Source organism: Hafnia alvei, from assembly GCF_900095695.1.
GTDB lineage: Bacteria > Pseudomonadota > Gammaproteobacteria > Enterobacterales > Enterobacteriaceae > Hafnia > Hafnia alvei_B.
Map to the genome: position 1 here is coordinate 14,990 of NZ_FMIQ01000080.1, position 26,361 is coordinate 41,350.

At 50.9% G+C, this 26,361-nt stretch carries 20 protein-coding genes; 14 read left to right on the forward strand and 6 right to left on the reverse strand.

The window, feature by feature from the left end; genetic code table 11:
* Positions 1-106: 106 nt before the first annotated feature.
* Both ptsP and rppH read right to left on the reverse strand, forming a co-directional pair.
* Entirely contained in the window at positions 107-2,353 is a 2,247-nt protein-coding gene (gene ptsP, locus BN1044_RS20950; protein ID WP_072310348.1) for a phosphoenolpyruvate--protein phosphotransferase, read from the reverse strand.
* Between the two features lie 12 nt (positions 2,354-2,365).
* On the reverse strand, positions 2,366-2,902 hold the full coding sequence (gene rppH, locus BN1044_RS20955) for an RNA pyrophosphohydrolase (RefSeq protein WP_072310296.1): 537 nt from the start codon (positions 2,900-2,902) through the stop codon (positions 2,366-2,368).
* Between the two features lie 711 nt (positions 2,903-3,613).
* On the opposite strand from rppH, the gene mutH reads away from it, so the two are divergent.
* Both mutH and BN1044_RS20965 read left to right on the forward strand, forming a co-directional pair.
* The gene (gene mutH / locus BN1044_RS20960) at positions 3,614-4,300 is read left to right on the forward strand and encodes a DNA mismatch repair endonuclease MutH (protein ID WP_072310349.1); all 687 of its coding nucleotides are present in this window, start codon (positions 3,614-3,616) and stop codon (positions 4,298-4,300) included.
* A gap of 100 nt (positions 4,301-4,400) precedes the next feature.
* Positions 4,401-5,117, forward strand: coding sequence for a TerC family protein (locus tag BN1044_RS20965; protein WP_072310297.1), 717 nt, complete (start codon positions 4,401-4,403; stop codon positions 5,115-5,117).
* Between the two features lie 51 nt (positions 5,118-5,168).
* On the opposite strand, the gene BN1044_RS20970 is transcribed toward BN1044_RS20965, so the two are convergent.
* Together BN1044_RS20970 and phoA are read right to left on the reverse strand one after the other, a co-directional pair.
* Positions 5,169-6,005, reverse strand: coding sequence for a polysaccharide biosynthesis protein (locus tag BN1044_RS20970; RefSeq protein WP_072310298.1), 837 nt, complete (start codon positions 6,003-6,005; stop codon positions 5,169-5,171).
* Between the two features lie 329 nt (positions 6,006-6,334).
* Entirely contained in the window at positions 6,335-7,726 is a 1,392-nt protein-coding gene (gene phoA / locus BN1044_RS20975) for an alkaline phosphatase (protein ID WP_072310350.1), read from the reverse strand.
* A gap of 327 nt (positions 7,727-8,053) precedes the next feature.
* On the opposite strand from phoA, the gene BN1044_RS20980 reads away from it, so the two are divergent.
* Positions 8,054-9,094: an NADP(H)-dependent aldo-keto reductase gene (locus BN1044_RS20980; RefSeq protein WP_072310299.1), complete on the forward strand. Its 1,041-nt coding sequence runs from the start codon at positions 8,054-8,056 to the stop codon at positions 9,092-9,094.
* Positions 9,095-9,139: 45 nt separating this feature from the next.
* Here BN1044_RS20980 and lplT read toward each other — a convergent pair whose 3' ends face one another.
* Positions 9,140-10,348 (reverse strand): lysophospholipid transporter LplT, encoded by a 1,209-nt coding sequence (lplT, locus tag BN1044_RS20985; protein ID WP_072310300.1) that lies wholly within the window; start codon positions 10,346-10,348, stop codon positions 9,140-9,142.
* Positions 10,345-12,513, reverse strand: a complete 2,169-nt coding sequence (gene aas / locus BN1044_RS20990; RefSeq protein WP_072310301.1) for a bifunctional acyl-ACP--phospholipid O-acyltransferase/long-chain-fatty-acid--ACP ligase — start codon at positions 12,511-12,513, stop codon at positions 10,345-10,347. The genes lplT and aas overlap by 4 nt, the downstream gene beginning before the upstream one ends.
* Before the next feature lie 857 nt (positions 12,514-13,370).
* On the opposite strand from aas, the gene galR reads away from it, so the two are divergent.
* The 11 genes from galR to fdhF all read left to right on the forward strand — a co-directional run bounded on the left by galR (position 13,371) and on the right by fdhF (position 26,112).
* Positions 13,371-14,378 (forward strand): HTH-type transcriptional regulator GalR, encoded by a 1,008-nt coding sequence (gene galR / locus BN1044_RS20995; protein ID WP_072310302.1) that lies wholly within the window; start codon positions 13,371-13,373, stop codon positions 14,376-14,378.
* Between the two features lie 39 nt (positions 14,379-14,417).
* Positions 14,418-15,416: a LacI family DNA-binding transcriptional regulator gene (locus BN1044_RS21000; protein ID WP_072310303.1), complete on the forward strand. Its 999-nt coding sequence runs from the start codon at positions 14,418-14,420 to the stop codon at positions 15,414-15,416.
* A gap of 345 nt (positions 15,417-15,761) precedes the next feature.
* Positions 15,762-16,376 (forward strand): 4Fe-4S dicluster domain-containing protein, encoded by a 615-nt coding sequence (locus BN1044_RS21005; protein WP_072310304.1) that lies wholly within the window; start codon positions 15,762-15,764, stop codon positions 16,374-16,376.
* Positions 16,373-18,280: a proton-conducting transporter transmembrane domain-containing protein gene (locus BN1044_RS21010; protein ID WP_072310305.1), complete on the forward strand. Its 1,908-nt coding sequence runs from the start codon at positions 16,373-16,375 to the stop codon at positions 18,278-18,280. The genes BN1044_RS21005 and BN1044_RS21010 overlap by 4 nt, the downstream gene beginning before the upstream one ends.
* Positions 18,281-18,290: 10 nt before the next feature.
* The gene (locus tag BN1044_RS21015; RefSeq protein WP_072310306.1) at positions 18,291-19,226 is read left to right on the forward strand and encodes a respiratory chain complex I subunit 1 family protein; all 936 of its coding nucleotides are present in this window, start codon (positions 18,291-18,293) and stop codon (positions 19,224-19,226) included.
* Between the two features lie 70 nt (positions 19,227-19,296).
* Positions 19,297-21,000 carry a hydrogenase large subunit gene (locus BN1044_RS21020; RefSeq protein ID WP_072310307.1) on the forward strand — a complete coding sequence of 568 codons (1,704 nt, stop codon included), beginning with the start codon at positions 19,297-19,299 and terminating at the stop codon, positions 20,998-21,000.
* Between the two features lie 16 nt (positions 21,001-21,016).
* Positions 21,017-21,574: a formate hydrogenlyase complex iron-sulfur subunit gene (locus BN1044_RS21025; protein ID WP_072310308.1), complete on the forward strand. Its 558-nt coding sequence runs from the start codon at positions 21,017-21,019 to the stop codon at positions 21,572-21,574.
* Positions 21,571-22,395: an NADH-quinone oxidoreductase subunit B family protein gene (locus tag BN1044_RS21030; protein WP_072310309.1), complete on the forward strand. Its 825-nt coding sequence runs from the start codon at positions 21,571-21,573 to the stop codon at positions 22,393-22,395. The genes BN1044_RS21025 and BN1044_RS21030 overlap by 4 nt, the downstream gene beginning before the upstream one ends.
* Positions 22,395-22,850 carry a formate hydrogenlyase maturation HycH family protein gene (locus tag BN1044_RS21035; RefSeq protein WP_025801580.1) on the forward strand — a complete coding sequence of 152 codons (456 nt, stop codon included), beginning with the start codon at positions 22,395-22,397 and terminating at the stop codon, positions 22,848-22,850. Before BN1044_RS21030 ends, BN1044_RS21035 begins: the two co-directional genes overlap by 1 nt.
* Positions 22,843-23,370 carry a hydrogenase maturation peptidase HycI gene (hycI, locus tag BN1044_RS21040; RefSeq protein ID WP_072310310.1) on the forward strand — a complete coding sequence of 176 codons (528 nt, stop codon included), beginning with the start codon at positions 22,843-22,845 and terminating at the stop codon, positions 23,368-23,370. Before BN1044_RS21035 ends, hycI begins: the two co-directional genes overlap by 8 nt.
* Positions 23,371-23,967: 597 nt before the next feature.
* Positions 23,968-26,112 (forward strand): formate dehydrogenase subunit alpha, encoded by a 2,145-nt coding sequence (gene fdhF, locus BN1044_RS21050; protein WP_081329639.1) that lies wholly within the window; start codon positions 23,968-23,970, stop codon positions 26,110-26,112.
* Positions 26,113-26,361 lie beyond the last annotated feature (249 nt).

The following is a 26,361-nucleotide window of genomic DNA, read 5'->3' on the forward strand; positions in this document are numbered from 1 at the left end:
CTGCGTTATACAGATTTCTCTTTATCAGATCCGTATAAGAAGAACTCATCACCGTGAATAGTTTAGGATTATTCATAAAAATTAGTTGGAAAATAAAACAAAATAATTACAAGCCACCGCGAATTAAGCCACCCAGACCACGTCTTTCCATAAAAGCAGCGGTGAGATGACGAACTTCAGTCGACATTTGAGTTTCCAGCACTCGCTGAACTAAAAAGCGAGCATCTTCCAACTCAATCGTCCGTAGCAGATATTTTATACGCGGAACGCTATGGCCATTCATGCTGAGATTTCGATAGCCCATACCGATCAATAACAGCGCCCCCATAGGATCGCCCGCCATTTCACCGCATACGCTAATCGGTAAATTCAGACGTTCACACTCATTAACCACTTGGTTAAGAACGCGCAGCATAGCCGGATGCAGGCTGTCATACAGCGATGCCACCCGCGTATTATTGCGGTCAACGGCCAGCAGATATTGGGTTAAATCGTTGGTGCCCACCGAGATAAAATCTACGCGCTCGGCCAAAAACGGCAGCAAGAAAATCAGCGATGGAACTTCGAGCATTACGCCGATGCGTGGTTTCGGCAATGCATAGCCGATCATCTCTTCCACTTCCCGCCCTGCTCGCTCAATCAGGCGTTTCGCCTCATCCACTTCGCTCAGGCTGGTTACCATCGGCAGCAAAATGTTTAAATTGCCGCTGGCCGCATTAGCACGCAGCATCGCACGCACTTGAACCAAGAAGATCTCTGGCTGATCGAGGGTGATCCTAATCCCACGCCACCCAAGGCTTGGATTCTCTTCGTTGATCGGCATATACGGTAGCTGTTTATCCGCACCGATATCCAGCGTACGCAGCGTTACAGGTTTATTGGGATTGATCTGCAACATCCCTTGGTATTGCGCAACCTGCTCTTCTTCCGATGGGAAACCGCTTTGCAACATGAACGGTATTTCTGTGCGGTATAAACCAACCCCATCAACGCGGCTATCCTGACGTTGCTCATGCTCCGCACTCAAACCGGCGTTGAGCATAACCTGCACGCGTTCACCACTTTTTAGCTGAGCGGGTTTTTCGGCGTCGTCTTCCGCCATTTTGCTGAGCGCGATCTCTTCATTCACCAAGCGCTGATATTCATGCACCAACACCGGATCCGGTGCAACCAACACCTCACCGCGATAGCCATCAACGATCAGCTGACGCTCATGCAATAACGCAGGCTGAATATCAGCTCCCATCACCGTCGGCACGCCCATGGCACGTACCAGAATGGCAGCATGCGAGTTTGCCGCACCGTCACGCACCACCACGCCGAGCATCCGCTCCTGCGGAACCTCAGCCAAAAGCGTCGCGGTGAGCTCATCAGCGACCAGAATAAAACGATCTGGCCATTGGTTAATGCCGGTCGCGTTATCATCGAGATGGAAAAGCAAACGCTGCCCAAGGGCACGCAGATCGCTGGCACGCTCACGCATATAAGGATCTTGCAAACTGGCAAACTGTTCGGCAAAGCGCTCAATTACCTGCTTGACCGCCCATTCAGCGACGGATCCCGCGTCGATCTCATTCATGAGCTCGCGTTTAAGCCGTGCGTCATTGATCAAATGCGAATAGAGATCGAAGATGGCCGCGCTGTCTTTCTGCGAATTGGCCGTAAAACGTTTACTGAAGCGACGAAACTCTGCCGCCGCCTCTTCCAAGGCCTGCGTCAAACGCTCGCGCTCGCTGGCGCTGTCTAGGGTTGAAGCTTGGTAGACATGTTCAAGCGAAGGCTGGCTAACATCCATCCAACCTTCACCCACGGCAATTCCGGGAGAGGCGGCGATCGCACGGATCCTGCTCTGCCGCAGCTTGCCAAACAAACCGTTAAGCTGGGTTTGAGAAAGGATCCCAGCCAGCTGAGTCGCCAGCGTCACCAAAAACGACTCTTCGGTTTCATTAAATTGGCGAGACTCACGCTGCTGTACGGCAAGAACGCCGAGCAGCTGGCGGCGATAAATCATCGGCACGCCGAGAAAAGCGCGGTAGCGCTCCTCTTTTACTTTGGGAACATATTTAAAACTGGGATGGCTCGGTGCGTCCGCCAAGTTAATTGGCTCGGCCAAACGCCCCACTAATCCAACGATGCCTTCGTCAAAAGCTAACGTCACCACACGCCCGCGCGGCTTTTTCAAACCACGCGTCGCCATCAGGTAATAGCATTGACGATCGTTATCAGCCAAATAGATCGAACAAACTTCCGTATCCATTGCCTGACACGTCTCATCAACCAGCACTTCCAATGCATCAGTCAGACTGGTGGCCGCAGCCACCTTCTCAACGATTTCCCGCAAACGCGTGAGCATGATTAAAGCCACTTAACCTCTTTTACGGCGATAAGCAGGAGATGGTGGGCGCGTCGTGGGCGGCAACACTTCCTGTAATGGCATGACCACGGGCGAAAATTCTTTCATCACCCGACGATAGACATCACGTTTAAATGAGACAACTTGGCGCACCGGATACCAAAAACTGACCCAGCGCCAGCCGTCAAATTCAGGCGTACTACTTCTTTGCATGTTGATTTCAGACTCATTGCACATTAATTGCAATAAGAACCAACGCTGCTTTTGGCCGATACACACCGGCTTTGTATCCCAACGCACCAAACGTTTAGGTAATTTATAGCGTAACCAGTTACGGGTTGATGCAAGAATTTTAACGTCCTTTCGCCCCAGACCCACTTCCTCAAACAGTTCGCGGTACATCGCCTGTTCGGCGGTTTCTCCAGGATTAATTCCCCCTTGAGGAAACTGCCAAGAGTTCTGACCAAAGCGACGGGCCCAAAGTACTTGCCCCTGCCGATTACAGATTACGATACCCACGTTCGGGCGGTAGCCATCATCATCGATCACTGGACTACCTCAATAGCAAATTCGCAAGATGGGCTGATTGTTTCACACTCCCCTGTGGTGGTAAACCACCGCATTAAATCGGGCAAAAAACGGATAACATTGGGATAACTCACAGATTCATCCATAGTTATAAACATTGCTCGCTCCACAACATCGTTTTTATTCACTTTTTCTGTGGATATATTTGTGTAGAACTTCAGGGGAAGTGATGTAAACCTTTGGATAGCTCAAAACAACCTGTTTTACACATCCTGACATTAATCTTATATATCAGTAAAATAGGCATAACCAATCATATCACTAATAAGCAAAAATGTGAGCTATGCACGGTTTGGATCTTAGCTTGTTCAAAGATCGTCCAATGGCGATTTTATCCACAGCTTATTCGCCAAACTTGCACACTGAGACGGCAATTTCCCAAAAAACCCCCTACGTCAAGCCTGTAAATCAAACCAGTGATCGGTAAATAAATGGGTTATCCCAAAAATCTGTGGATAAATAGGTGTAAGATCCTGTTCATTGTCGGTGTCTAGTCTTGCACAACAAATTTTTGAAATTACCGTAAAAAAGAAAATTTCGATAATTTCTTATATGAATCATGGTATTATTTCCGGCTCGGTGCAAATAACTCGGCGCCAAATTTTACTCACAGCATGCAGCTCATTTTTTAACCAACTTGTGAGTTCTGGTAAAATTAGTGAAATTTCAACGATGACAACACCTCAACTGCCCACCACCACGCCTGAAAATGTGCAACAACTGTTAAACCGCGCCCAGTCACTGGCCGGTTATACATTGGGTGAACTCGCGGCTAGAGCGAACATCGCTATTCCACGCGATTTGAAACGGGATAAGGGTTGGGTTGGCATGCTGTTAGAGTTGTACCTCGGTGCCAGCGCGGGTAGTAAGCCTGAGCAAGACTTCCCCGAGATAGGCGTTGAGCTCAAGACAATCCCCATCGACAACCGCGGAAAACCATTAGAAACCACCTTCGTTTGCGTGGCTCCTTTAACAGGAAACAGCGGCATAACGTGGGAGTCGAGCCATGTTCGTCACAAACTACAGCGCGTGCTGTGGATCCCTGTCGAAGGCGAACGGCAAATTCCACTGGAACAACGTCGAGTCGGTAGCCCGCTGCTGTGGACGCCCAACGAAGAAGAAAACGAGCAGCTCAAGCGCGATTGGGAAGAATTGATGGATATGATCGTGTTAGGTAAAGTCGAGCGCATTACCGCTCGTCACGGCGAAGTATTACAAATCAGGCCTAAAGCGGCCAATAGCCGCGCGTTAACCGAAGCCACTGGCGAACATGGGGAACCTATACTCACGCTCCCACGCGGTTTTTACCTCAAGAAAAACTTCACCGCAGCCCTGCTCGCACGCCACTTTCTGCTATAACGCAAAACTCACCTCAGCATTTCACTACGTTCATAGGATCCCTGAACGGTCAAGAAAGCGTATAATCTTCGTTTATCGTTTATTTAGGTAGTACTGAGTCATGTTTGAATGGATTGTGGATCCCAATGCCTGGTTAGCGCTCGGCACGCTGACTATTCTAGAAATCGTCCTTGGCATTGATAACATTATTTTCTTATCTCTGGTTGTCGCCAAACTTCCTAAAGCACAGCAAAACAAAGCCCGCCGCATCGGCCTGCTGGCCGCCATGGGGATGCGTTTATGCTTGCTAGCTTCGATTGCGTGGGTTGTGCGCTTAACACACCCGCTCTTTAGCGCGTTCGGTCATGCCGTTTCCACGCGCGACCTGATTTTGCTGTTAGGTGGTTTGTTCCTGATTTATAAGGCGATAAAAGAGATCCACGAAACCATTGAGGGCGGTGGCGAAGACATCACCACCAACGTCCATTCGTTTTTAGGTGCCATCGTGCAAATCATGCTGCTGGATATTATCTTCAGCTTGGATTCGGTGATTACCGCCGTAGGTCTTTCAGATCATCTCTTTATTATGATGGCGGCCGTGGTGATTGCCGTAGGCGTGATGATGTTTGCCGCTCGCCCAATCGGCGAATTTGTGGCCCGCCATCCATCGGTAAAAATGTTGGCGCTATCCTTCCTGATACTGGTTGGCTTTACCCTGATCCTAGAAAGCTTCGGCATACATGTCCCCAAAGGCTACATCTATTTTGCGATGTTCTTCTCGATGACGGTTGAAGCGCTGAACTTGCTGCGTAGCAAAAAAGAACAAAGCAGCGATTAATATCAGATTATTCATACATAAATAAAAAAGGAGAACTCTCGTTCTCCTTTTTTATTTGCCTAATCGGTCACAGTCTTTCTTATCCATTACAAAGATATGTTCGAGCTGGTCAACATGATATACGTACATGATTTTCATATTGTAATGACGAATCCCTTTCTCATTGCAGTGCGCAATAAAGTCATCTTTGGCATGTTTGGCTAAAGTGCTTTCAATCGGCTCATCCGATGGCGGAATAACACGGAAAACAAACACCAGCGTTTTCCCTTCCAGCCTGACCCGACGCAGCTTAAACATACTGTCCGGAGTATCAGCCTGCGGAGTCGCATCCACATAGCGTTTCAGCATTTCGCGACGATATTCAATCCATTGCAACGGATCTTCTTTTTTCTTTTCAATCCAACGAAACGCATATCCGCTGCTCAGTAAAGCCGCCAGTAGAGCAATTAAACACAATAACCCGATAGGCTTGCACCTGCGCTGCGCCAGCCACAGTGGCCTTTCGAGGCCACGATGGAGTTGGGTATTCGCCACGACACCCAATAAAAAGAATAACGAAAACAATGTCGATATAACGAGATTAAACGTCGTGCCATCAATAAATAAATACAATAGCATGGTATGAAAAACAGCAAATAATATCCAACTACATATCATTGGATATTTAAACATACCAAGAAGTAAAAGAAGTGTGACGGGACCATACACCAGACAAGCAATACGATAGGCATTTTCGTGCATGCTTTCTGGATACACCAATACCGTTAGTAAGGTAATAAATACAACACTTGCTGCAGCCATTATCCCGCAAAGCCGATAGAAACGGAGATGTTCCCCGACTTCACTTTCAACAAGGGATTGTTTATCTGCTGGACTATTTTCTTTCATAAGATAACGCGCAACACATACTGCCGATGAAAATACTTATAGCCAAAACATAGCATGCAATAAGGTATTACCGCAGAGTTACTTTATCTAAATACTATCTATTTTTAGGGGAGGCCCCATGAAACGCCCACCTCCCCACCGTTAAATAGAGATGGCCCCCCATCCTATCTCCGATACTTATCTTTATATAATAAGGATATACCCAAAATAATTCGAGTTACATCGAGGCGGCAAGTGAGCGAATCCCGATGAACTTACTCAAGTCAGTGATTCGGGTGAGTGAGCGCAGCCAACAAAGATACAGCTTGAAGTATGATGGGTATAAACAGTTACTTAATCCCCATCGCATCGCGCATGGTAAAGAACAAATCGGTTTGATCGGTCAGGCCAACGACGTTACCCGCATGTGGCCCATAGGCCGCGACACGTAGCTGAGTGCCGGTATGCTCCTGTGAATCACCTTCAGAATTACCGTAGCTAATCGCCATCACCGCGCCATCTTTGGTGGTTAACGCCTGAGTTAACCCCGGCGCTTTGCTATCAGGTGCAATAATCTGGCTTGAATGGGCATGGTCTGCGGTCACAATCACCAAGGTATTACCGTCTTTGCGCGCAAATTCTAGCGCTTTTTGCACCGCTTCATCTAAATCAACGGTTTCACCAAATTGCCCACAGGGGTTGGCGGCATGATCTTGTTTATCGATCGATGCCCCTTCTACCTGCAAGAAGAAACCTTTTGGATTCTTATCTAACAACGAAATCGCTTTTTCAGTCATCTGTGCCAGCGTCGGCGTGGAAGCGCTGCGTTCAGGGTTAACGCTACAGGTTACCGGCGCGCTATCCAGATTCCCATGGTAGGTCGCTTTTGGCCCCTGCCAGCGTACCGGCATATTGCCATCAGAAAAGAGCCCCAGAACTGGTTTTTGCTGGTCTGCGACACTTAGTTTGTTTAGCGCATCTAGATTCGTAACCACCTGATAACCCAGTCCTTCGGCCTGCTGCATCAACGTTTTGTCTTTCCAATCGCCTGAATTTGCCGTTTCAGAGAACGTTTTAGCGCCCCCGCCCAGCGTCACGTCGGCACGGGTTTTTAACAGCTGCTCGGTAATAGAGCCTTCACCGCCATTTTCCAACGCATTCCCCGGACATAGCTCCAGCGTTTTACTTGGACCATAGCATTTACGTGAGGTTACGTGAGATGCCTGTGCCGCTGGCGTGGCATCCTGCAGCTCAGCCGTTGAGACGTTACCCGTGGCTTTTCCCGCCGCTTTCGCCATCTCTAATAAGGTGCGATGAGACTTACCGTTCACGTCCACGCCCAGAGCTCCATTGTAGGTTTTTACACCGGTGCTCCACGCGGTCGCTGATGCCGCTGAATCCGTAACATAGTCGGGTTTATGGGTTTTCTTATCTAAAGAGTAATGCGTGTATTGCCCCGTCAGCGGCAACGCATCGATCCCTTTAAATTGGCCGCCAGCGCCTTCGGCATAGTTACGCGCCGAGGTAATCTCAGAATCCCCCATGCCGTCGCCAATCAACAAAATGACATTTTTGGCCGTTTTATTGCTCAAAGAGGCAATTAGCGCAGTGGTTTGATCCTGCGTCATGCGTCGCGCACCACCAAACTGAGTGATATCTCCTTGGGCTGCACGCGCCGTTAAATCGGCCAGAGCCGGATTAGCCGCCTGCGCCGGTGGCATCAACATCATTAGACTTAACATAGACAACGAAAAAATTTTATTAGAGGCCACTTCACTATCTCCTTGTAAATAAATACTCTGCATATACGCGTCGTGCTTCAAGATGCAGGCAGTATAAGAAGCCTTAGTGAAGGTTTTGTGACGGAGTTGTTCTAGAAATATGACAATGTGGCGTAACCTCGAAATATTGGGGTAGATATATACCCAAAATAATTGGAGTTGGAGTTGGAGTTGCTTCAAGTATGAAGGGTATAGGCCCGCATAATCTTGCTAAAGTAGTAGCAGAAATAAATGAGGATGACGTTCCATCCTCTAAGAACACGTTCCATCTATGAAGGATGCTCAGCTATGCAATATCACCGCATTCCACACAGCTCGCTGGAAGTTAGCGAACTGGGCTTAGGAACCATGACGTTCGGGGAACAAAACAGCGAAGCTGATGCCCACGCTCAACTCGATCTGGCAATTGCCAGCGGAATTAACCTGATTGATACTGCAGAAATGTATCCGGTGCCGCCTCGCCCAGAAACTCAAGGTCTGACCGAGGCCTATATTGGCAGTTGGCTTGCCAAACGAGGCAACCGTGAAAAAATTGTGCTGGCGACCAAAATCACCGGCCCTGTGCGCAACAACGACAGCAGTATTCGTCCTGAACAAGCCCTCGACCGTAAAAATATCCGCGCTGCGCTGGATGCCAGCTTAAAGCGACTCAATACCGACTATATCGATCTTTACCAGCTGCATTGGCCACAGCGACCAACCAACTGCTTTGGCCAGCTTGGTTATCGCTATACCGAACAGAAGCCTGCCGTCACTATTCTAGAAACCTTAGAAGCTCTTTCTGAACAAGTTCGTGCGGGTAAAATTCGTTACATCGGGGTTTCTAACGAAACGCCTTGGGGCGTCATGCGCTACCTACAGCTGGCGGAAAAACACGATCTGCCGCGTATCGTTTCCATCCAAAATCCCTACAGCTTGCTCAATCGCAGCTTTGAAGTGGGATTAGCTGAAATCAGCCAATATGAAGGCGTTGAGCTGCTGGCCTATTCCTGCTTAGGCTTCGGCACTTTAAGCGGCAAATACCTCAATGGGGCGAAACCCGCGACGGCGCGTAATACGCTGTTTAGCCGCTTCACTCGCTACACCAGCAAACAAACCGAAGGTGCCGTCGCCGAATATGTCGCACTGGCGAAAAAACATGGGTTAGATCCCGCGCAGATGGCATTGGCGTTTGTGCGTCAGCAGCCATTTGTGTCCAGCACCTTGCTGGGCGCAACCACGTTGGAACAGTTGAAGAGTAATATTGAAAGCAGAAATTTGGTGCTAAACGAAGATGTGTTGAAGGCTATTGATGAAATTCATAGCCGGTTTACTTATCCGGCACCGTAAGCGCGAAAACAGCCCTCCCTTTACCGGGAGGGCACTTAAAGCATTTTAAATTCCACGCTTTCTACGCACAACGTCCCATCCCCAGACGCCCGCGATTGCCAAAGCAAAAACAACGCCGAAGCCCACGCCGATACCCACAACCGGGACACCGATTTTTACCACCAGCGAATACAGACCAAGCATCAGCAGCATGGCGGTGTTTTCACCCAGATTCTGTACCGCGATAGCATTACCCGCGCCTACGCTGTGTCTTCCACGCTCTTGCAGCAACGCATTTAGCGGCACGACAAAGAAACCGCCGCAAATCCCTACCAGCACGAGCAACGCATAAGAAACCGATGGGCTACTTTGCATCGCAAACCATGCCACCACGACGCCAATCAAAACGCCCGCAGGCAAACAGCGTTTCACCGTACTGAGCGTAACAAGTTTGGCCGCTGCCGCTGCACCAATCACAATCCCCACCGCAACCATTGCATTCAGCAAGGTTGGCGTGGTGTTATCCGTGATGTTCAGCACCACCGGCACCCACAGCACTAACAGAAAACGCAGCGTAACGCCTGCGCCCCAGAATAGGCTGGTGCCAATTAGCGAGAAACGTGCTTCCTGATTGTTCCATAACACCCGACATGCATTGCCGAAGATCGACACCATACGGGCAGGGTTCCATGATTTCGCAGGATGCGCCGCATTCAGCTTCGGGATAAACCAGTTCGCTGCCACCGCCGCGCCATAAACCAATACGCACAGCGCCAATGCCGCGATCACATTGAGATCCGCCATCATGCCGCCAGCCACCGACCCAATGAGGATCGCCGCGATCGTGGAGGCCTCCATCAATCCGTTGGCTTTCACCAACTGATCGCCGCTGGTGATCTCGCCAAGAATGCCGTATTTAGCCGGAGAATATGCCGCAGCACCAATACCCACGAGGGTATATCCCAAGAACGGATTAAAGCCAAAACAGATAACCAACGCGCCCAACAGTTTCAGCGCATTGGCAACCATCATAACTCGCCCTTTGGAGAAGCTGTCGGCAAACTGCCCCACAAACGGGGCTAGAATGATATAAGTCGCCACAAACGCCATCTGTAAAACCGGCTGACTCCAATCGGGATAGAGCTGCTGTTTAATCACCGCGAGGGTGGCAAACAACAGCGCATTATCACCAAACGCCGAGAAAAACTGCGCCAGAATCACCGCCTTCATGCTGCGGTTTAACAACGGCGCTGTCGGACTTACTGCATCACTCATGCTGTTTCTCCGGTTGCTGTCTCTTTGTTCTCGGCCATTTGGCGTAGGGTAACGAAATCAATTTTCCCGCTCCCTAATACCGGCAACGGTTTAAGGAAACGAATATCGCGTGGCACAGCAAGTTCTGGCACACCGCTTTCACGCGCCTGTTTTAACAGGCGGTCACGGCTTAATTCAGCATCGGTCGTAAACAACACCAACGCTTCGCCTTTGCTGCTGTCACTGCGCGATGACGCCGCATGTTCATGATCGGGAGACACTTTTAAGGCCAACTGCTCCACGCTTTCCAGCGATACCATTTCTCCCGCTAACTTAGCGAAGCGCTTAACTCGCCCACGGATAACGCAATAGCCTCTATCATCTAACGTAACTACGTCGCCGGTGTCATACCAACCCGCTTCCATCACGCCGTCAGCATTTTCCGCCTGTGGAACTTCCAGCACGCCTGGATTCTCGACCCGCAGATAGCCTTTCATAATATTTGGCCCGCGCAGCTGCAAACGCCCACCCTGCTCTATGCCGGTCATCTTCATTAAGCGGGCTTCCATCGATGGCAAAATTCGACCAACGCTGCCGACTTTCGTCGACATTGGCACGTTAATCGCCACCACCGGCGCACACTCGGTCACGCCATAGCCTTCCAGAATGCGAATGCCAAATTTGTCCTGCCAAACCTGCGCCGTATGTGGCGATAGCTTCTCAGCGCCAGCCACCACGTAACGCAAGCGAGCAAAATCGTAAGGATGAGCAAAACGCGCGTAGTTGCCCAAGAATGTTGAGGTACCAAACAGCACGGTACAGTTACGATCGTAGACCAGCTCCGGCACTACGCGATAATGCAAAGGGCTTGGATAGAGGAAAACGCGGCTGCCGGTCATCAACGGCGTGAACAAACCAACGGTCAGGCCAAAGGCATGGAACAACGGTAAAGCCGACATGAAACGGTCTGCGGGCGTGAAGTCAGCCACGGTACGAATTTGCTCAACGTTAGCCATCAGGCTAGCGTGAGAATGCACCACGCCCTTCGGATAACCTTCAGAGCCTGAGGTAAACAGGATCAGCGCGGCGTCATCCGGCTTTTGCGGTAGCATCGCGCGTTCAGGACGCAGCAGATGTTTGATAATCCAAATTTTATCATCGCGCGTTACGGTATCTTTCAGATCTTCCAGATAGACCCAGTTAGCCTCGGTTACCTGCTCAGGCAAATGCGTCAGCTTGCCTTTTTCCAAAAACTGGCGCGACGTTACGATAGTTTTGATGTTGGCAGCCAGCATGGCATTCTTCACGCCGTTCACGCCCGCGGTATAGTTCAACAACGCAGGGACGCGGTTACGCATCGTGGCACCAATAATGGCGGCGGCGGTAATCGTTGCGTTCGGCAACAGCATACCCACGTGCTCACCTTCCGTGGTGAATCGTTCGAGAATACGGCTCACGCCCAGCGATTTTTTCAATAGCGTACGGTAGCTATCTTCTTTAAAAGAGATGTCTTCGATAATCGGTTTGGAAGCGCCGTAGCGTGTCATCGCCGCCAGCAGTCCCTGATATAACGTGTGCCGCGGCTGAGAATCCATGCGCGCCTTCATCATGATGTCATGCAGACGCTCACCGGCTAACAAACGACGGTCGCGCGCACGCGGTGCTTCAGGCATGGCTAAATGCGTTGGCGGCAAAATGTGAATACTAATATGTGGGAACCAACGGGTCTTGAACAGCCCGCGTAGACGACCAAACGGCGTAAACTCCGCGCCTTCGATTCGAACAGGAATAATCGCCGCGCCTGAACGTGCCGCCACAAACGCGGCTCCGTCATAAATCTTCATCATCGAACCAGTCACGGTGATACGCCCTTCTGGGAAAATCACCACCGGACGCCCCTGCTCAACCATACGGATCAGATGTTTAATCGCCATTGGCTTAGTGGGATCGAGCGCCACAATATCCACATACTTACTGATAAAACGCATATAGCGGCTATCAGCAATCGAGCTATAAACGGCAAACACTGGTCTAATGGGCAAATAAAGCGCCATTAAAACACCGTCTAAAAATGAGACGTGATTGGGGGTAATAAGCAATTTTTCATGCTTGAAGGAGTGCTCAAGACCCGTAATTTTTATGCGGAATATCAAGCGGAAAAAAGCGCGGAAAAAACGGAAAACCATACACATCTCCCTATGTTCAAAGGTTATACGCAATAAGTATTACGTACATTTTCATTGAGCATACTAAAGCCCTGATATTTTTTCAGGAAACAGATGAGAAATAATCATAATTTAAGAATAACTAACAGCCGTCGAGGCGGAGGCGTACAGGAATTTGGGGTAAAAAAAACCTACGCATCTGCGTAGGTCGGTGTAATTTATTGGCTCAGTAGCAAATGCACTGAAAAACCCACCAATCAATACCTCTGGGATGGCTAATGTAGAAGACATTCGGCTGCATCACTATGCATTTATCGCAAGATAACCATTCAAAATGCAACGATATGTAAATTACCTTTCAAACCCGAAACACCTCAGGTCAATGTGAGAAAAACCGTGGGGAAAACCGTGGGGAAAATGTGCAAAGCTGCCAACGCAGCGGCAGCTTCAAATACACCAAACTTCCCCAAAGTATTTGGAGTTGCGGCAAGGCGGCAAGAGAGTGAAGCCCGATGAGCTTACATCAGTAAGTGATTCGGGTGAACGAACGCTGCCAACGCAGCGGCAGCTTCAAAGACGCAGGGGAAGCAAAAAAAAACCTACGCATCCGCGTAGGTCGGTGTAAACATTGGCTTCAGCCACAAATGTACTGAAATCACACCAATCAATACCTCTGGGATATTTAGGTTAAAACGTCGTTCCATTCGCTGCTAGCTGCGAATCGCAACATTCGTGGGCAAAATGTAACTAGCGGTGTTATTTCTGTCGTTCTGAGACATATCCCTGCAAACCGATATTGCACGGGACTTGCGGCGGCGGGGGTTTTCCGCAACACTGGCGTGTAACCGCTTCCCCTCACTGTATTTTTGGACAATCCCATGGCTACCATAAAGGATGTTGCCAAACTCGCGGGTGTTTCCGTAGCCACGGTTTCTCGCGTTATCAATAATTCACCTAAAGCCAGCGACAGCTCGCGCAATGCCGTGATGTCTGCCATGGAACAGTTGCAGTATCACCCCAACGCCAATGCCCGCGCGCTGGCTCAGCAATCGACTGAAACGATTGGCTTGATTGTATCTGACGTTTCTGACCCCTTTTTTGGCGCGATGGTCAAAGCAGTTGAACAGGTCGCCTATGCCACCGGTAATTTTTTATTAATTGGTAACGGTTACCACAACGCAGATAAAGAACGTCAGGCGATTGAGCAACTGATCCGCCATCGCTGTGCGGCGCTGGTGGTTCACGCCAAAATGATCCCAGATGAAGAACTGGCCCATCTCATGCAGCAAATTCCGGGAATGGTGTTGATCAACCGCACATTGCCGGGATTCGAAACCCGCTGTGTGGCTCTTGATGACCGCTACGGTGCTTGGCTTGCTACGCGCCATTTGATCCAGCAAGGGCACAAGAACATCGCCTGCATCTGCTCAAACCACCCCATTTCCGATGCGCACGATCGCCTACAAGGATATTTAGATGCGTTGCATGAGCATCATATTCCGGTTGACGATAGACTGATTGCCTACGGTTCACCGGATGAAATCGGTGGTGAACAGGCGATGACTGAGCTGCTTGGTCACGGCAAAGCCGTGACCGCTGTGACCTGCTATAACGATCCCATGGCGGCTGGCGCACTATCCGTACTGAGCGACAACAGCATTGATGTTCCAGGGCAAATTTCACTGATAGGTTTTGATGACGTGCTGATATCACGCTATCTACGCCCACGCTTAACCACGATCCGTTACCCTGTCGTTGCCATGGCTACGCAGGCGGCAGAACTAGCGCTGGCATTATCAACAGCATCGCCGCTGCCAGAAACCACGAATATGTTTAGCCCAACGCTAGTATGCCGTCACTCGGTCTCTACACCACGTTCGGTATGATAGACTCTAGGTTTTGCGAACAATGCAGGGAAGGTACTCATGATAACCATGCTGGATGTATCGCGACAGGCTGGCGTCTCCAAGGCCACTGTTTCCCGAGTATTAAATAATACCGGTCAGGTTAAAGAGAGCACGCGCGTTGCGGTATTTAAAGCGGTCGAAGAGTTGGGCTATCGCCCCAATCTGCTGGCGCAAGCATTGGCGAATCAGACCTCTAATACCATTGGTTTAGTCATCTCTAACTTTGATGGCCCTTATTTTGGCCGGCTGCTGCGCCAAGCTGCTCAGCTTATCGAAGCGAGCGGTAAACACATGATCGTTACCGATGGTCATGACACACCAGAAGGCGAACTTGAAGCCGTTCGACTGCTGATAGATCGTCGCTGCGATGCCATCATTCTCTATACGCGTTTTATGGAAGAGCCTGCGCTGATGCAGTTAATCAGCCAGCACCCTGCACTGATGGTTATCAACCGCGATTTGCCTCAGGCTCGCGAGCGTTGTGTTTTCTTCGAACAGCAGCAGGCAGCCAGCGAAGTGGTCAACTATCTAATTGCTCGTGGCCACCAAAATATCGCGTGTATCACTGCACCAATAGATACCCCAACGGGGCAGTTGCGATTGGCAGGCTATCGAGAAGCATTAGAGCAAAACCACATCGCCTATCACGACGATTGCGTTGCCTATAGCGATAGCAGCATCGCAGGCGGATACCGCGCCTGTTGCGAACTTCTCGCAAAGAACCCATCCTTTACCGCCCTATTTGCCTGCAATGACGATATGGCCATCGGTGCTTTGCGTGCGCTCCATCAAGCAGGAAAACGCGTTCCTGATGATGTTTCTCTGTTTGGATTTGATGATGAGCCTAGCGCGGAATATTTACAGCCACCGCTTTCTACGGTGTATTTACCTATCGATAAAATGATTTCTACCGCAATTCAGCAAGCGCTGCGCTTGAGCAACGGCGAAATCGTTGAGCCAGTAGAGCCGTTTGTGGGCGAATTGAAGGTGAGAGAGTCGGTCATTAACCGAAAATAATCGAGAGGAAAATCCCCCTCCAAACCTCCACCTTCACAGGGGGGCGGAGCCGATCGAGATTCTTACAAACATCACTGAACAGTTCCCTCCCCTGCCAAGGGGAGGGTTAGGGTGGGGTCATTACCCAAACATCACCGAATCTGTAGTGGGTAACGCCTTCGACACTAATGTCGAACCCTCCTCCAAGTGTCGACAGCGACACACTTCCGACACACAAAAACCGCAACAAAAAACCTAATAATCAATTGAAAAGTAACGATTAAATTAAAAATAAAATCTACTGGCACGTTTTGTGCTTAACAAGGAGGAATTTTACTTTTTGTAGTCTGAACCAGAGGACTGAACATGAACCGCTTTGTTATTGCGGATCCCCGATTATGTATCGGGTGCAACACCTGTATGGCCGCGTGCTCTGAAGAGCATAAGACTTATGGCCTGCAGACTGAGCCGCGTCTGGTGGTGGTGAAAGACAATCACGATTCTGTGCCTGTCATGTGCCATCACTGTGAAGACGCGCCATGCGCACAGGTTTGCCCGGTCAATGCGATTACCCATACCGACGACGCCATCCAGTTGAGTGAAAGCCTGTGCGTGAGCTGCAAGCTGTGCGGTATTGCCTGCCCATTCGGTGCTATCACCATGAACGGCAGCAAGCCTTTGCACATTCCAGCCAACAGCAATACGCCAAAAGCCTTGCCTGCACCACCAAACAAGCGCGGCATCAGCCCATTCTTAGATTGGTATCCCGGTATTCGTAGCATCGCAGTGAAATGCGATTTATGTCAGTTCAGCGAACAAGGGCCTGCCTGCGTTCGTGCCTGCCCAACTCACGCCATCATGCTAGTTGATGATAATCAACTGTCTCAGGCGAGCGCGGCCAAACGCCAAAACGCGATGGACGCAATGGATGCCGATTTGATGATGTTTAGCTCATTCTCAGAGGGGTCCGACGCACAATGAATACCGTTGAATTATTGAGTTTCGCGCTCAGCATTTATCTCATCTCAGCCATCCTGGCGTTGCTGCTAGGCACAACAGGTTCAGGCTGGATTGGCGCTCGCGTTGCAGCGCTAGGTGCATTGGTTGCGGGCATTGCCGGAACCTGGAGTGCTTGCCAAGGGCTGGCGTTTACCCCTGAAATCGTCAGCGCTAACCTGTTTAATCACACGCCGGTGCTGTTCAGTACGCTCAACAGCCTGATGTTGCTGCTGACCTCGGTAGTGAGCCTGCTGTGCGGCGTTTATGCATTTAGCTATCTCAAGGGTTATGCCCCGAAAAAAGCCGCGCTGATTGGTTGCTTGATGAACCTGTTGAGCGCTGCCATCAGCCTACTAGTGCTAACTGATAACGCCGTTATCTTCGTTGCGTTGTTGGAGCTGATGACGCTGTTCACCGCGTTGCTAGTGTGGCAGTCGCAGGATGCCAAAGCGCGTAAGGCAGCCAGCTTATATTGGCTGATGTCGCGTTTAGGCACTGTGCTTATCATCGCCGCATTCTGGATTATTTACCGTCATAGCGGCACGCTGGCGTTAAGCGAATTCCATCTGGCAAGCCTGAGCCACGGCTTAGCCTCATGGGTCTTTGTGCTGGGCTTACTGGGCTTTGGCATCGTTTCTGGTTTAGTTCCGCTTCACGGCTGGATCCCACAGGTTCACTCCAGCGCACCAAGCCATGCAGCCACGCTGATTTCTTCCGTGATGCTGAAAGTCGGCCTGTTTGGTTTACTGAAACTGAGCATCGACTGGCTAGGCATGCCGCAGCTGTGGTGGGGCGCCGCGTTGATGATCGTCGGGGCGCTAACCGCCTTTATCGGTGGTTTGTACGCGCTGATGGAGCACGATATCAAGCGCCTGTTGGCTTATCACACCGTAGAAAACATTGGCATTATTCTGCTGGGTCTTTCCGCCTGTGTGCTCGGTTTAGCGCTGGGTAAACCTACGCTGGCGGTACTCGGTTTGATGGCTGGTCTGTTCCATATGGTTAACCACACGCTGTTTAAAGGCGTGCTGTTCCTCGGCGCCGGAGCAGTTATCCGCAGCACCGGTGCGAAAGATATCGAGAAACTGGGCGGCGTCGCGCGCCGTATGCCGTTAACCGCCACGGCGATGTTAATTGGCCTGATGTCGATGGCGGCACTTCCCCCACTTAATGGCTTCGTCAGCGAATGGTTTACCTACCAATCCCTGTTCTCTCTGAGTCACTCTTCCGCGGTGAGCATGCGGATTATCGCTCCGCTGGTGATGGTGGTTCTAGCCATCACCGGTGCGCTCGCCGTGATGTGTGTGGCGAAAATCTTCGGCGTAACGTTCTTAGGAGCACCGCGCAGTGAAGGTGCAGCGAATGCAGGCTGCGCACCCGCTTCCATGCTGTTCTCTCCGGTATTGTTAGCAATTGGCTGCTTGGCATTTGGTATCGGCGCACCTTGGGTTCTGCCATATATGCTGCAAATGGCGGCAGGCTCACTGGGCTTGATGCTCGATCCACATCAAATGACACAGGGCGCGGTGATGATTTCCGGCACCACCAATACCACCCTGCTTTCAACACCGATGATCGCCATTCTGCTGTTGGCCTTCCCGATTCTGCCAATGCTGCTCGTGGGGATGTACAAAAACTCACGCCTGCCACGCCGTAGCCACGGCGATGCATGGGCCTGCGGTTATGGTCACGAAGCGGAAATGGTGGTTACGGCAACCGGCTTCGCTCAGCCTTTGCGCGTGATGTTTGCCCCGATCTATCGCCTACGCAAAGTTTGCAACCCTGCGCCTCTGTTCGGTGGTCTGCTGCGTGACGGTGCAATGCGCGTTTATCCAGCGTTAGCGGTGATTGAACTCGCCCTGCTGCTAGTGGCGATTTTCGCCTGAGGAGAATGACATGAGTTCGCTTTCTATCCTTGCGCTAGCGTTGATTCAGGCTTTAGCCCTGTTGGCGCTGGCTCCGTTATTTAGCGGAATTTCCCGCGTGCTGCGAGCCAAAATACACAGCCGCAGCGGCCCTGATATTTTTCAGGACTACCGCGATATTTTTAAACTGTTTAGACGACAAAATATTTCGCCAGCGGCTTCGGGCGTGTTCTTCCAGATGATGCCTTATGTGATGGTTGGCACCATGCTCACCATCGCGACTGCCCTGCCGATTGTCACCGTTATCAGTCCGCTATCGCCGATTGGCGATTTGATTACCGTGGTGTATCTGTTTGCCGTTGCGCGTTTCTTCTTTGCAATTGCAGGTCTAGACACCGGAAGTACCTTTACCGGCATCGGCGCGAGCCGTGAATCCATGCTGGGCATTTTAGTTGAACCGATTCTGATGCTAGGCCTTTGGGTTACCGCGCTATTAGCGGGTTCAACCAATCTGGGTGTGATGAGTTTCCACGTTCTTAACTGGGACGTGAATTCCTCACTGGCTCTGGTGCTAGCACTTCTGGCCTGTGCATTTGCCACCTTTATCGAAATGGGCAAACTGCCCTTCGATATGGCCGAAGCCGAACAAGAATTGCAGGAAGGCCCGTTGACCGAATATTCCGGCTCGGCGTTTGCCGTGCTGAAATTAGGCATCAGCCTTAAGCAGTTGGTTGTTCTGCAACTCTTCATCGGCGTCTTTGTCCCTTGGGGCCAAATGGCCACTTTCAGCGCAGGTGCTTTGGTTCTGGCGATCGTGGTTGCCTTTATCAAACTGCTGGTTGGGATTGCCCTTATCGCCCTGTTTGAAAACAGCGTTGCCCGTTTGCGCTTCCTGAAAACGTCTTACACCACTTGGGCCGGTTTCGGTCTGGCGGCAATGGCGTTCTTATCATGGTTAATTGCGTGAGGCCGGTTATGACAACCTTCGCTCACCTACTCACTATTTCACCCTCTCAGCTTACGGGGCATCACGGTTTATGAATCAGCAAAAAATAGGTCAACATTACATTCAGGAACTGCGTCAGCAGTTCCCTTCAGCGATTCTGGACGAAAGCTGGCAGACAGACACTCAGGCAACCATCACCATTAAAACCAATATGTTGCCGGAAGTGGTTGAGTTTCTGTATTACAAACAAGGCGGTTGGCTATCGGTTCTGTTCGGCAATGACGAACGTCCACTGTGCGGCAGCTATGCGGTGTACTACGTGCTCTCTATGGAAACCGGCACCAAATGTTGGATCACTGTAAAAGCGCTGGTCGATGAGAGAACGCTGGAGTTCCCGTCTGTTACCCCTCGCGTACCGGCTGCCGTTTGGGGCGAACGCGAAGTACGTGATATGTACGGTTTAATCCCGGTAGGATTGCCCGATGAGCGCCGTCTGGTGCTGCCAGATGATTGGCCAGATGAGCTGTATCCGCTGCGCAAAGACTCAATGGACTATCGTCAGCGTCCGGCGCCAACCACCGACGTTGAAACCTATCCGTTCATCAACGAAAGCAAAAGTGGCAAAATTGTCCCTATCGGCCCCCTGCACATCACCTCTGACGAACCGGGTCATTTCCGTTTGTTCGTTGACGGTGAAGATATCGTAGATGCCGACTATCGTCTTTTCTACGTCCATCGCGGCATGGAAAAGCTGGCTGAAACCCGCATGGGTTATAACGAAGTCACCTTCCTGTCTGACCGTGTTTGCGGCATCTGTGGCTTTGCACACAGCACTGCGTACACCTCTTCAGTAGAAAACGCGATGGGCATTCAGGTTCCTGAGCGTGCGCAGGCTATTCGTTCTATTCTGCTGGAAGTCGAACGTTTACACAGTCATCTGCTGAACCTCGGTTTATCGTGCCACTTCGTCGGCTTTGACTCCGGCTTTATGCAGTTCTTCCGCGTGCGTGAAAAATCCATGAAAATGGCGGAAATCCTCACCGGCGCACGTAAAACCTACGGTCTAAATCTGATCGGCGGTATCCGTCGCGATCTGCTGAAAGACGACATGATCCAAACCCGCAAACTGGCCGCTGAAATGCGTGCCGAAGTGAAAACGCTGGTTGATATCCTGTTCAGCACGCCAAATATGGAACAGCGTACCGTGGGCGTGGGTCGTTTAGATCCACAGATCGCGCGTGATTTCAGCAACGTGGGTCCAATGATCCGCGCCAGCGGCCATGCCCGTGATACCCGTGTGGATCATCCGTTCGCGGGTTACGATCTGCTGCCAATGGAAATTCACACTGAAACCGGCTGCGACGTGATTTCCCGCGTCAAAGTGCGCGTCAACGAAGTCTTCACCGCGCTGAATATGATCGACTTCGGTTTAGATAATTTGCCGGGTGGCCCGCTGGCCGTTGAAGGCTTCACCTATATTCCAAACCGTTTCGCACTGGGCTTCTCTGAAGCGCCACGCGGCGACGATATTCACTGGTCGATGACCGGTGATAACCAGAAACTCTATCGCTGGCGCTGCCGTGCGGCCACCTACTCTAACTGGCCAACGCTGCGCTACATGCTGCGAGGCAACACGGTATCCGATGCACCATTAATCATCGGCAGCCTTGACCCTTGCTACTCCTGTACCGACCGCGTAACGCTGGTCGACGTGCGTAAACGCAAGTCCGTTACCGTGCCGTACAAAGAAATCGAGCGCTATGGTCTGGAACGCAAAGACTCACCGCTGAAGTAAGGTCAGGAGAATACCCATGCTGAAATTATTAAAAACGGCGTTTAAGCATCGCAATGCGACGGTGGCTTATCCCGCCAAGCCAATGCAGGTTGATCCGAACTTTCGCGGGAAACCTGAATACAATCCAGAACAGTGCATCGCCTGTGGCGCATGCACTGCCGCTTGTCCGGCCAATGCGCTAACCATGGAAACCGATGCGCGTGAAGGTACGCGCACTTGGGCATTACATCTTGGCCGCTGTATTTTCTGCGCGCGCTGTGAAGAAGTGTGCCCAACGACGGCTATCAAATTGTCACAAGAGTTTGAAATGGCGGTATGGAACAAAAGCGATCTGTTCCAAACCGCTGAGTTCAAAGTCTGCAACTGCGTTGAATGTGGTGCGCCTTACGCGGCACAAAAAGAGATCGACTACGCTATGGCATTACTGGTTCAGGCGGGCAATTTAACGGAAGAGCAGGCCGAAGAACGCCGCTCGCAGTTTGAAACCTGCCCCAACTGTAAGCGTAAAAACAACATTACCCACTCAGCACGTATCACGCTGGGACGTCACCTGACACAGGAGGCGGCACAATGAGCCAAATAATTACTCAACAGCCAGCCGATGGCTCACCGATTATCGGCCCACGCGACGCCAACGGTTTACCGGTACCCATCACCGTCGATGAGCAGATTGCTAAACTTAAAAGCACGCTGCTGAAGGATATTCGTCGCTCAGCCTACGTTTACCGCGTGGACTGCGGCGGCTGTAACGGCTGCGAAATCGAAATCTTCTCTGCGCTAACGCCGTTATTTGATACCGAACGCTTTGGGATCAAGGTCGTTCCTTCGCCGCGTCATGCCGATATTTTGCTATTTACCGGCGCGGTGACCCGTTCAATGCGTATTCCAGCGATCCGCGCGTATGAATCCGCACCGGATCCAAAAATTGTGATCTCCTACGGTGCCTGCGGCTGCAGCGGTGGCATCTTCCACGATTTATACTGCGTATGGGGCGGCACGGACAAAATTGTTCCGGTTGACGTTTACATCCCAGGTTGCCCGCCAACCCCTGCTGCCACCATTTATGGTTTTGCCATGGCGCTGGGTTTGCTCGATCAAAAACTGAAAGGCGAACACCACCAGCAGGCTGAAGATGAGCAGGCCGCTATCTTGCATCCGGCGATCCCACAGCAGCTGCGCGTTATGATCGATCGTGAAGCGCGTCGTATGTCGGGTTATCGCTATGGCCGCCAGATCGCCGATAAGTTTATGGATCTTCTCGCTCAGCAAAACGATCTCACCGTTGAAGCACGCGTGGCGCAATTTTTAGCCCACGAAAATGATCCTCGCCTAACCGAGATCATCTCTCGCCTGCAGGCGGTGTGCCATGATGCTGCTCGCGGAGGCAATTTCTAATGACTGACCACGCCCGTAATCAGCCTTATCACGAACAAGACCCGATGGTTGTGTTCTACTCCCTTAGCCGTAAATTCGTGCAAAAAAAGGAAGATGAGGACAGAACTCCGCAGGAAGCGAAAGAAGTTATCTATTACAGCCTCGCGATTGGCCATCACCTTGGGGTGATCGACTGCCTGAAAACCTGTTTGGAATGTCCACTGACGGGGTATCGGGCGTGGGTAGCCAAGCTGCCGGAAGAGAGTACGGCACGCCGCAAACTGGAAGGACTTCCGCGCTATGGCGAAATCTGTATCGATAGCACGCACACACATTTGCTGGCCTGCGCTTTAGATAAAGCACGTCCGCAGATGAATGAGCAAGAGCAGACATGGACAGACGCACTGATCGCTGCGCTGCAGATGATCGAAAATGAACCCGCAATCTATCTGATGGTGAAAAGACGCGATGGCTAGTTTTTTAGAAGAGAGTGCTCACCCCGTTAAGAATCTATTGTTATGCGTTGGCAACAGCATGATGGGTGACGATGGCGCAGGGCCATTGTTGGCCGAAAAGGTCACTGACCATCCTGTCGCTGGTTGGGCCGTCATCGACGGAGGCACTTCGCCGGAAAGTTATTCCCACGCGATCCGTGAGATGAAACCAGAGCGTTTGATCATCGTCGATGCCACCGAAATGGGATTAGAACCCGGCGAGATCCGCATCATCGACGAAAAAGATATTGCCGAGCTGTTTATCGTCACTACCCATAATCTGCCGCTGAGCTATTTGATTGAGCAACTGCGTGAAGATGTACCGGATATCACCTTTGTGGGTATTCAGCCCGCTATCGTCGCATTTTATGCCCCGATGATGCAGCCGGTGAAAGACGCCGTTGAAACCGTTTATCAGCGTCTGAATAACTGGGGCGATCAGGGCGGATTTGAACTGCTGGTGGCCTACGAGGATGAGTTTGGGGTGAGTAGCCAAGGGTAAACCGTCAAACTCCATGTTAGAAATGTGCAAGATTCCGCCCGCCGATATATCCCTGTATCGGCGACTCTTTCTCCCAAGGCTTACCCCTGAAAAAAACAAAAATAATATTGTTTTGCTTTTTTCGTGTTGAAAAAGTTCGTTATAGATTCACCAGCAAGGATGCTGGTGAAAGGTTGAGGGCGTGCAAGGATGCACGCTCCGAGACTGGTCGGCCAAGCAACTCGGTGATAAGCGCGAGAGTCGAGAGGCTGCGCGCCAGCAACCTTTCGTCGGACGCCTACGCCTCCAAAACATGGGAGTATGGATGGTGACTGGCGTTCGAAACCTTACACCACATCTAAAATCCACAAACGTTACTCCTCACTTCGACAAAACTGTCGAACTCGTCACCGCTTTGATGATGTCGATCAGCACGCCTCTATCCCCTGAGCCCTTATAGTTCAACGTATTAGCCATCACCCACAAGGGGTATAAAACTGGCACAGTACATGCATATAAATAAGATGAATAAACATTAAATAACGCTCGGCTTGCTGAGCGGTATGTATACGAGCCGGATTGTGTCCCTTCCGGCCGCATAAAATAGGAGCAATGTTGATGAAGAAAGTCATCACGGTCTGCCCTTATTGCGCATCAGGTTGCAAAATTAATCTGGTGGTCGATAACGGTAGAATCATTCGCGCTGAGGGTGCGAATGGCGTGACGAACCAAGGCGAGCTGTGCCTGAAAGGGTATTACGGCTGGGATTTTATCCACGATACTAAAATCCTGACTCCGCGCTTGAAGTCACCAATGATCCGCCGTGAACGCGGTGGGAAGCTGGAAAACGTCTCATGGGAAGAAGCGATTGAATTCGCAAGCTCCCGCCTGCTGGCTGTAAAAGAAAAATACGGCCCAGATGCCATCATGACCACCGGTTCTTCCCGCGGTCCTGGTAATGAAACTAACTATGTGATGCAAAAATTTGCTCGCGCAACGATCGGTACTAACAATATCGACTGCTGCGCGCGCGTCTGACACGGCCCTTCGGTTGCAGGTCTGCAGCGATCGGTCGGTAACGGCGCCATGAGTAACTCAATCGTTGAGATTGAAGATACCCAATGCATTTTTGTCTTCGGTTATAACGCCGCAGACTCCCACCCTATCGTGGCTCGCCGTATTATTAAGGCGAAAGCGAAAGGGGCTAAAATTATTGTTTGCGACCCGCGTTTCATCGAAACCGCGCGCATCGCCGACATTCATGTTCCGCTTAAAAACGGTTCTAACATCGCACTGCTGAATGCGCTGGCTCACGTCATCATTGAAGAAAACCTTCATGACCGTGAATTCATCCAACAGCATACCGAAGAGTTTGAAACCTTCCGCGATCTGGTCTTGCCGTATACGCCAGAATCGGTTGAAGAAACCACCGGTATCAGCGCGCAGATGATTCGTGAAACCGCACGTATGTATGCCAAGGCACCAACGGCAACCATTCTGTGGGGCATGGGCGTTACCCAGTTCTATCAGGGTGTCGAAACCGTTCGTACGCTTACCAGCTTGGCGCTGCTGACCGGCAACTTAGGTAAAGCACACGTGGGTGTGGGTCCTGTTCGTGGTCAAAATAACGTTCAGGGTGCTTGCGATATGGGTGCGTTGCCAAACACCTATCCGGGTTATCAGTATGTCACTGATGAAGCTGCCCGCGAGAAGTTTGCCAAGGCGTGGGGCGTTCCTTCCCTGCCAGCCCATATCGGCCACGCGCTGAGCGAAGTGCCGCATAACATCGACCACGGTCTGATTAAAGCGCACTACGTCATGGGTGAAGATCCATTACAGACCGAACCGGATCTGGCGACGATCCGTCGTACCTTTGAGAAGCTGGATATTCTGATTGTTCAGGATATCTTCATGACCAAAACCGCCGCCATTGCAGACGTGGTGTTCCCTGCAACGTCGTGGGGCGAGCATGAAGGTGTTTACACCGCAGCTGACCGCGGTTTCCAGCGATTCTACAAAGCCGTAGAGCCTGTGGGTGACGTTAAACGCGACTGGGAGATCATTAGCCTGATGTCCACCGCGATGGGTTACCCAATGCACTACAACAATACGCAGGAAATCTGGGACGAACTTCGCGAACTGTGTCCGATCTACTACGGCGCGACCTATGAAAAAATGGCCGATCTGGCCTACATTCAATGGCCATGCCCAACGCTCGAAAGCCCAGGAACGTCTTATCTGTATGAAGGCGGCAAGTTCGACACCCCTAACGGCAAAGGACAGTTCTACACCTGCGAATGGCGTCCGCCGATTGATAAAGTCAGCGACGAATTCCCAATGGTATTGGCTACCGTACGTGAAGTGGGTCACTACAGCTGCCGCTCTATGACCGGTAACTGTAAAGCGCTGGCGGCTCTGGCAGACGAACCTGGCTTTATCCAAATCAATACTGAAGATGCCGCACGCTTTGGCATTCGCGATCAGGAACTGGTTTGGGTTCGTTCACGTCAGGGTAAAGTCATTACCCGCGCCAACGTGAGCAACCGTCCAAACAAAGGTGCGGTCTATATGACGTATCAATGGTGGATCGGTGCCTGTAACGAGCTGGTCGCAGAAAACCTGAGCCCAATTACCAAAACGCCAGAGTACAAATACTGTGCCGTCGCGGTAGATGCCATCAAGGATCAGGATGAGGCCGAACAGTACGTCGTTCGCGAATACGACAATATCAAACGTCGTCTGCGAGAAACGGCGGAAGGTTAGAGGTAGGTCGTTTACTGAAACATATGCTCAACGTGATTTAATCCACCACGTTGGGCATTTTTATCATCTTGGATTCTCATTTTAAGAACGCTAACACCCGCGAGTTCAGAGACCTAAAGTGGCACCCCCGTCCCTTTATCAAATCAGCACCTGCCATTATCACCGCCAAGATCAACGAGTGAGATCTCCATTCCAACGATAATGTTGCCGATGTCGTATCGCGCAAATTATTCGACACTTATGTCGAAT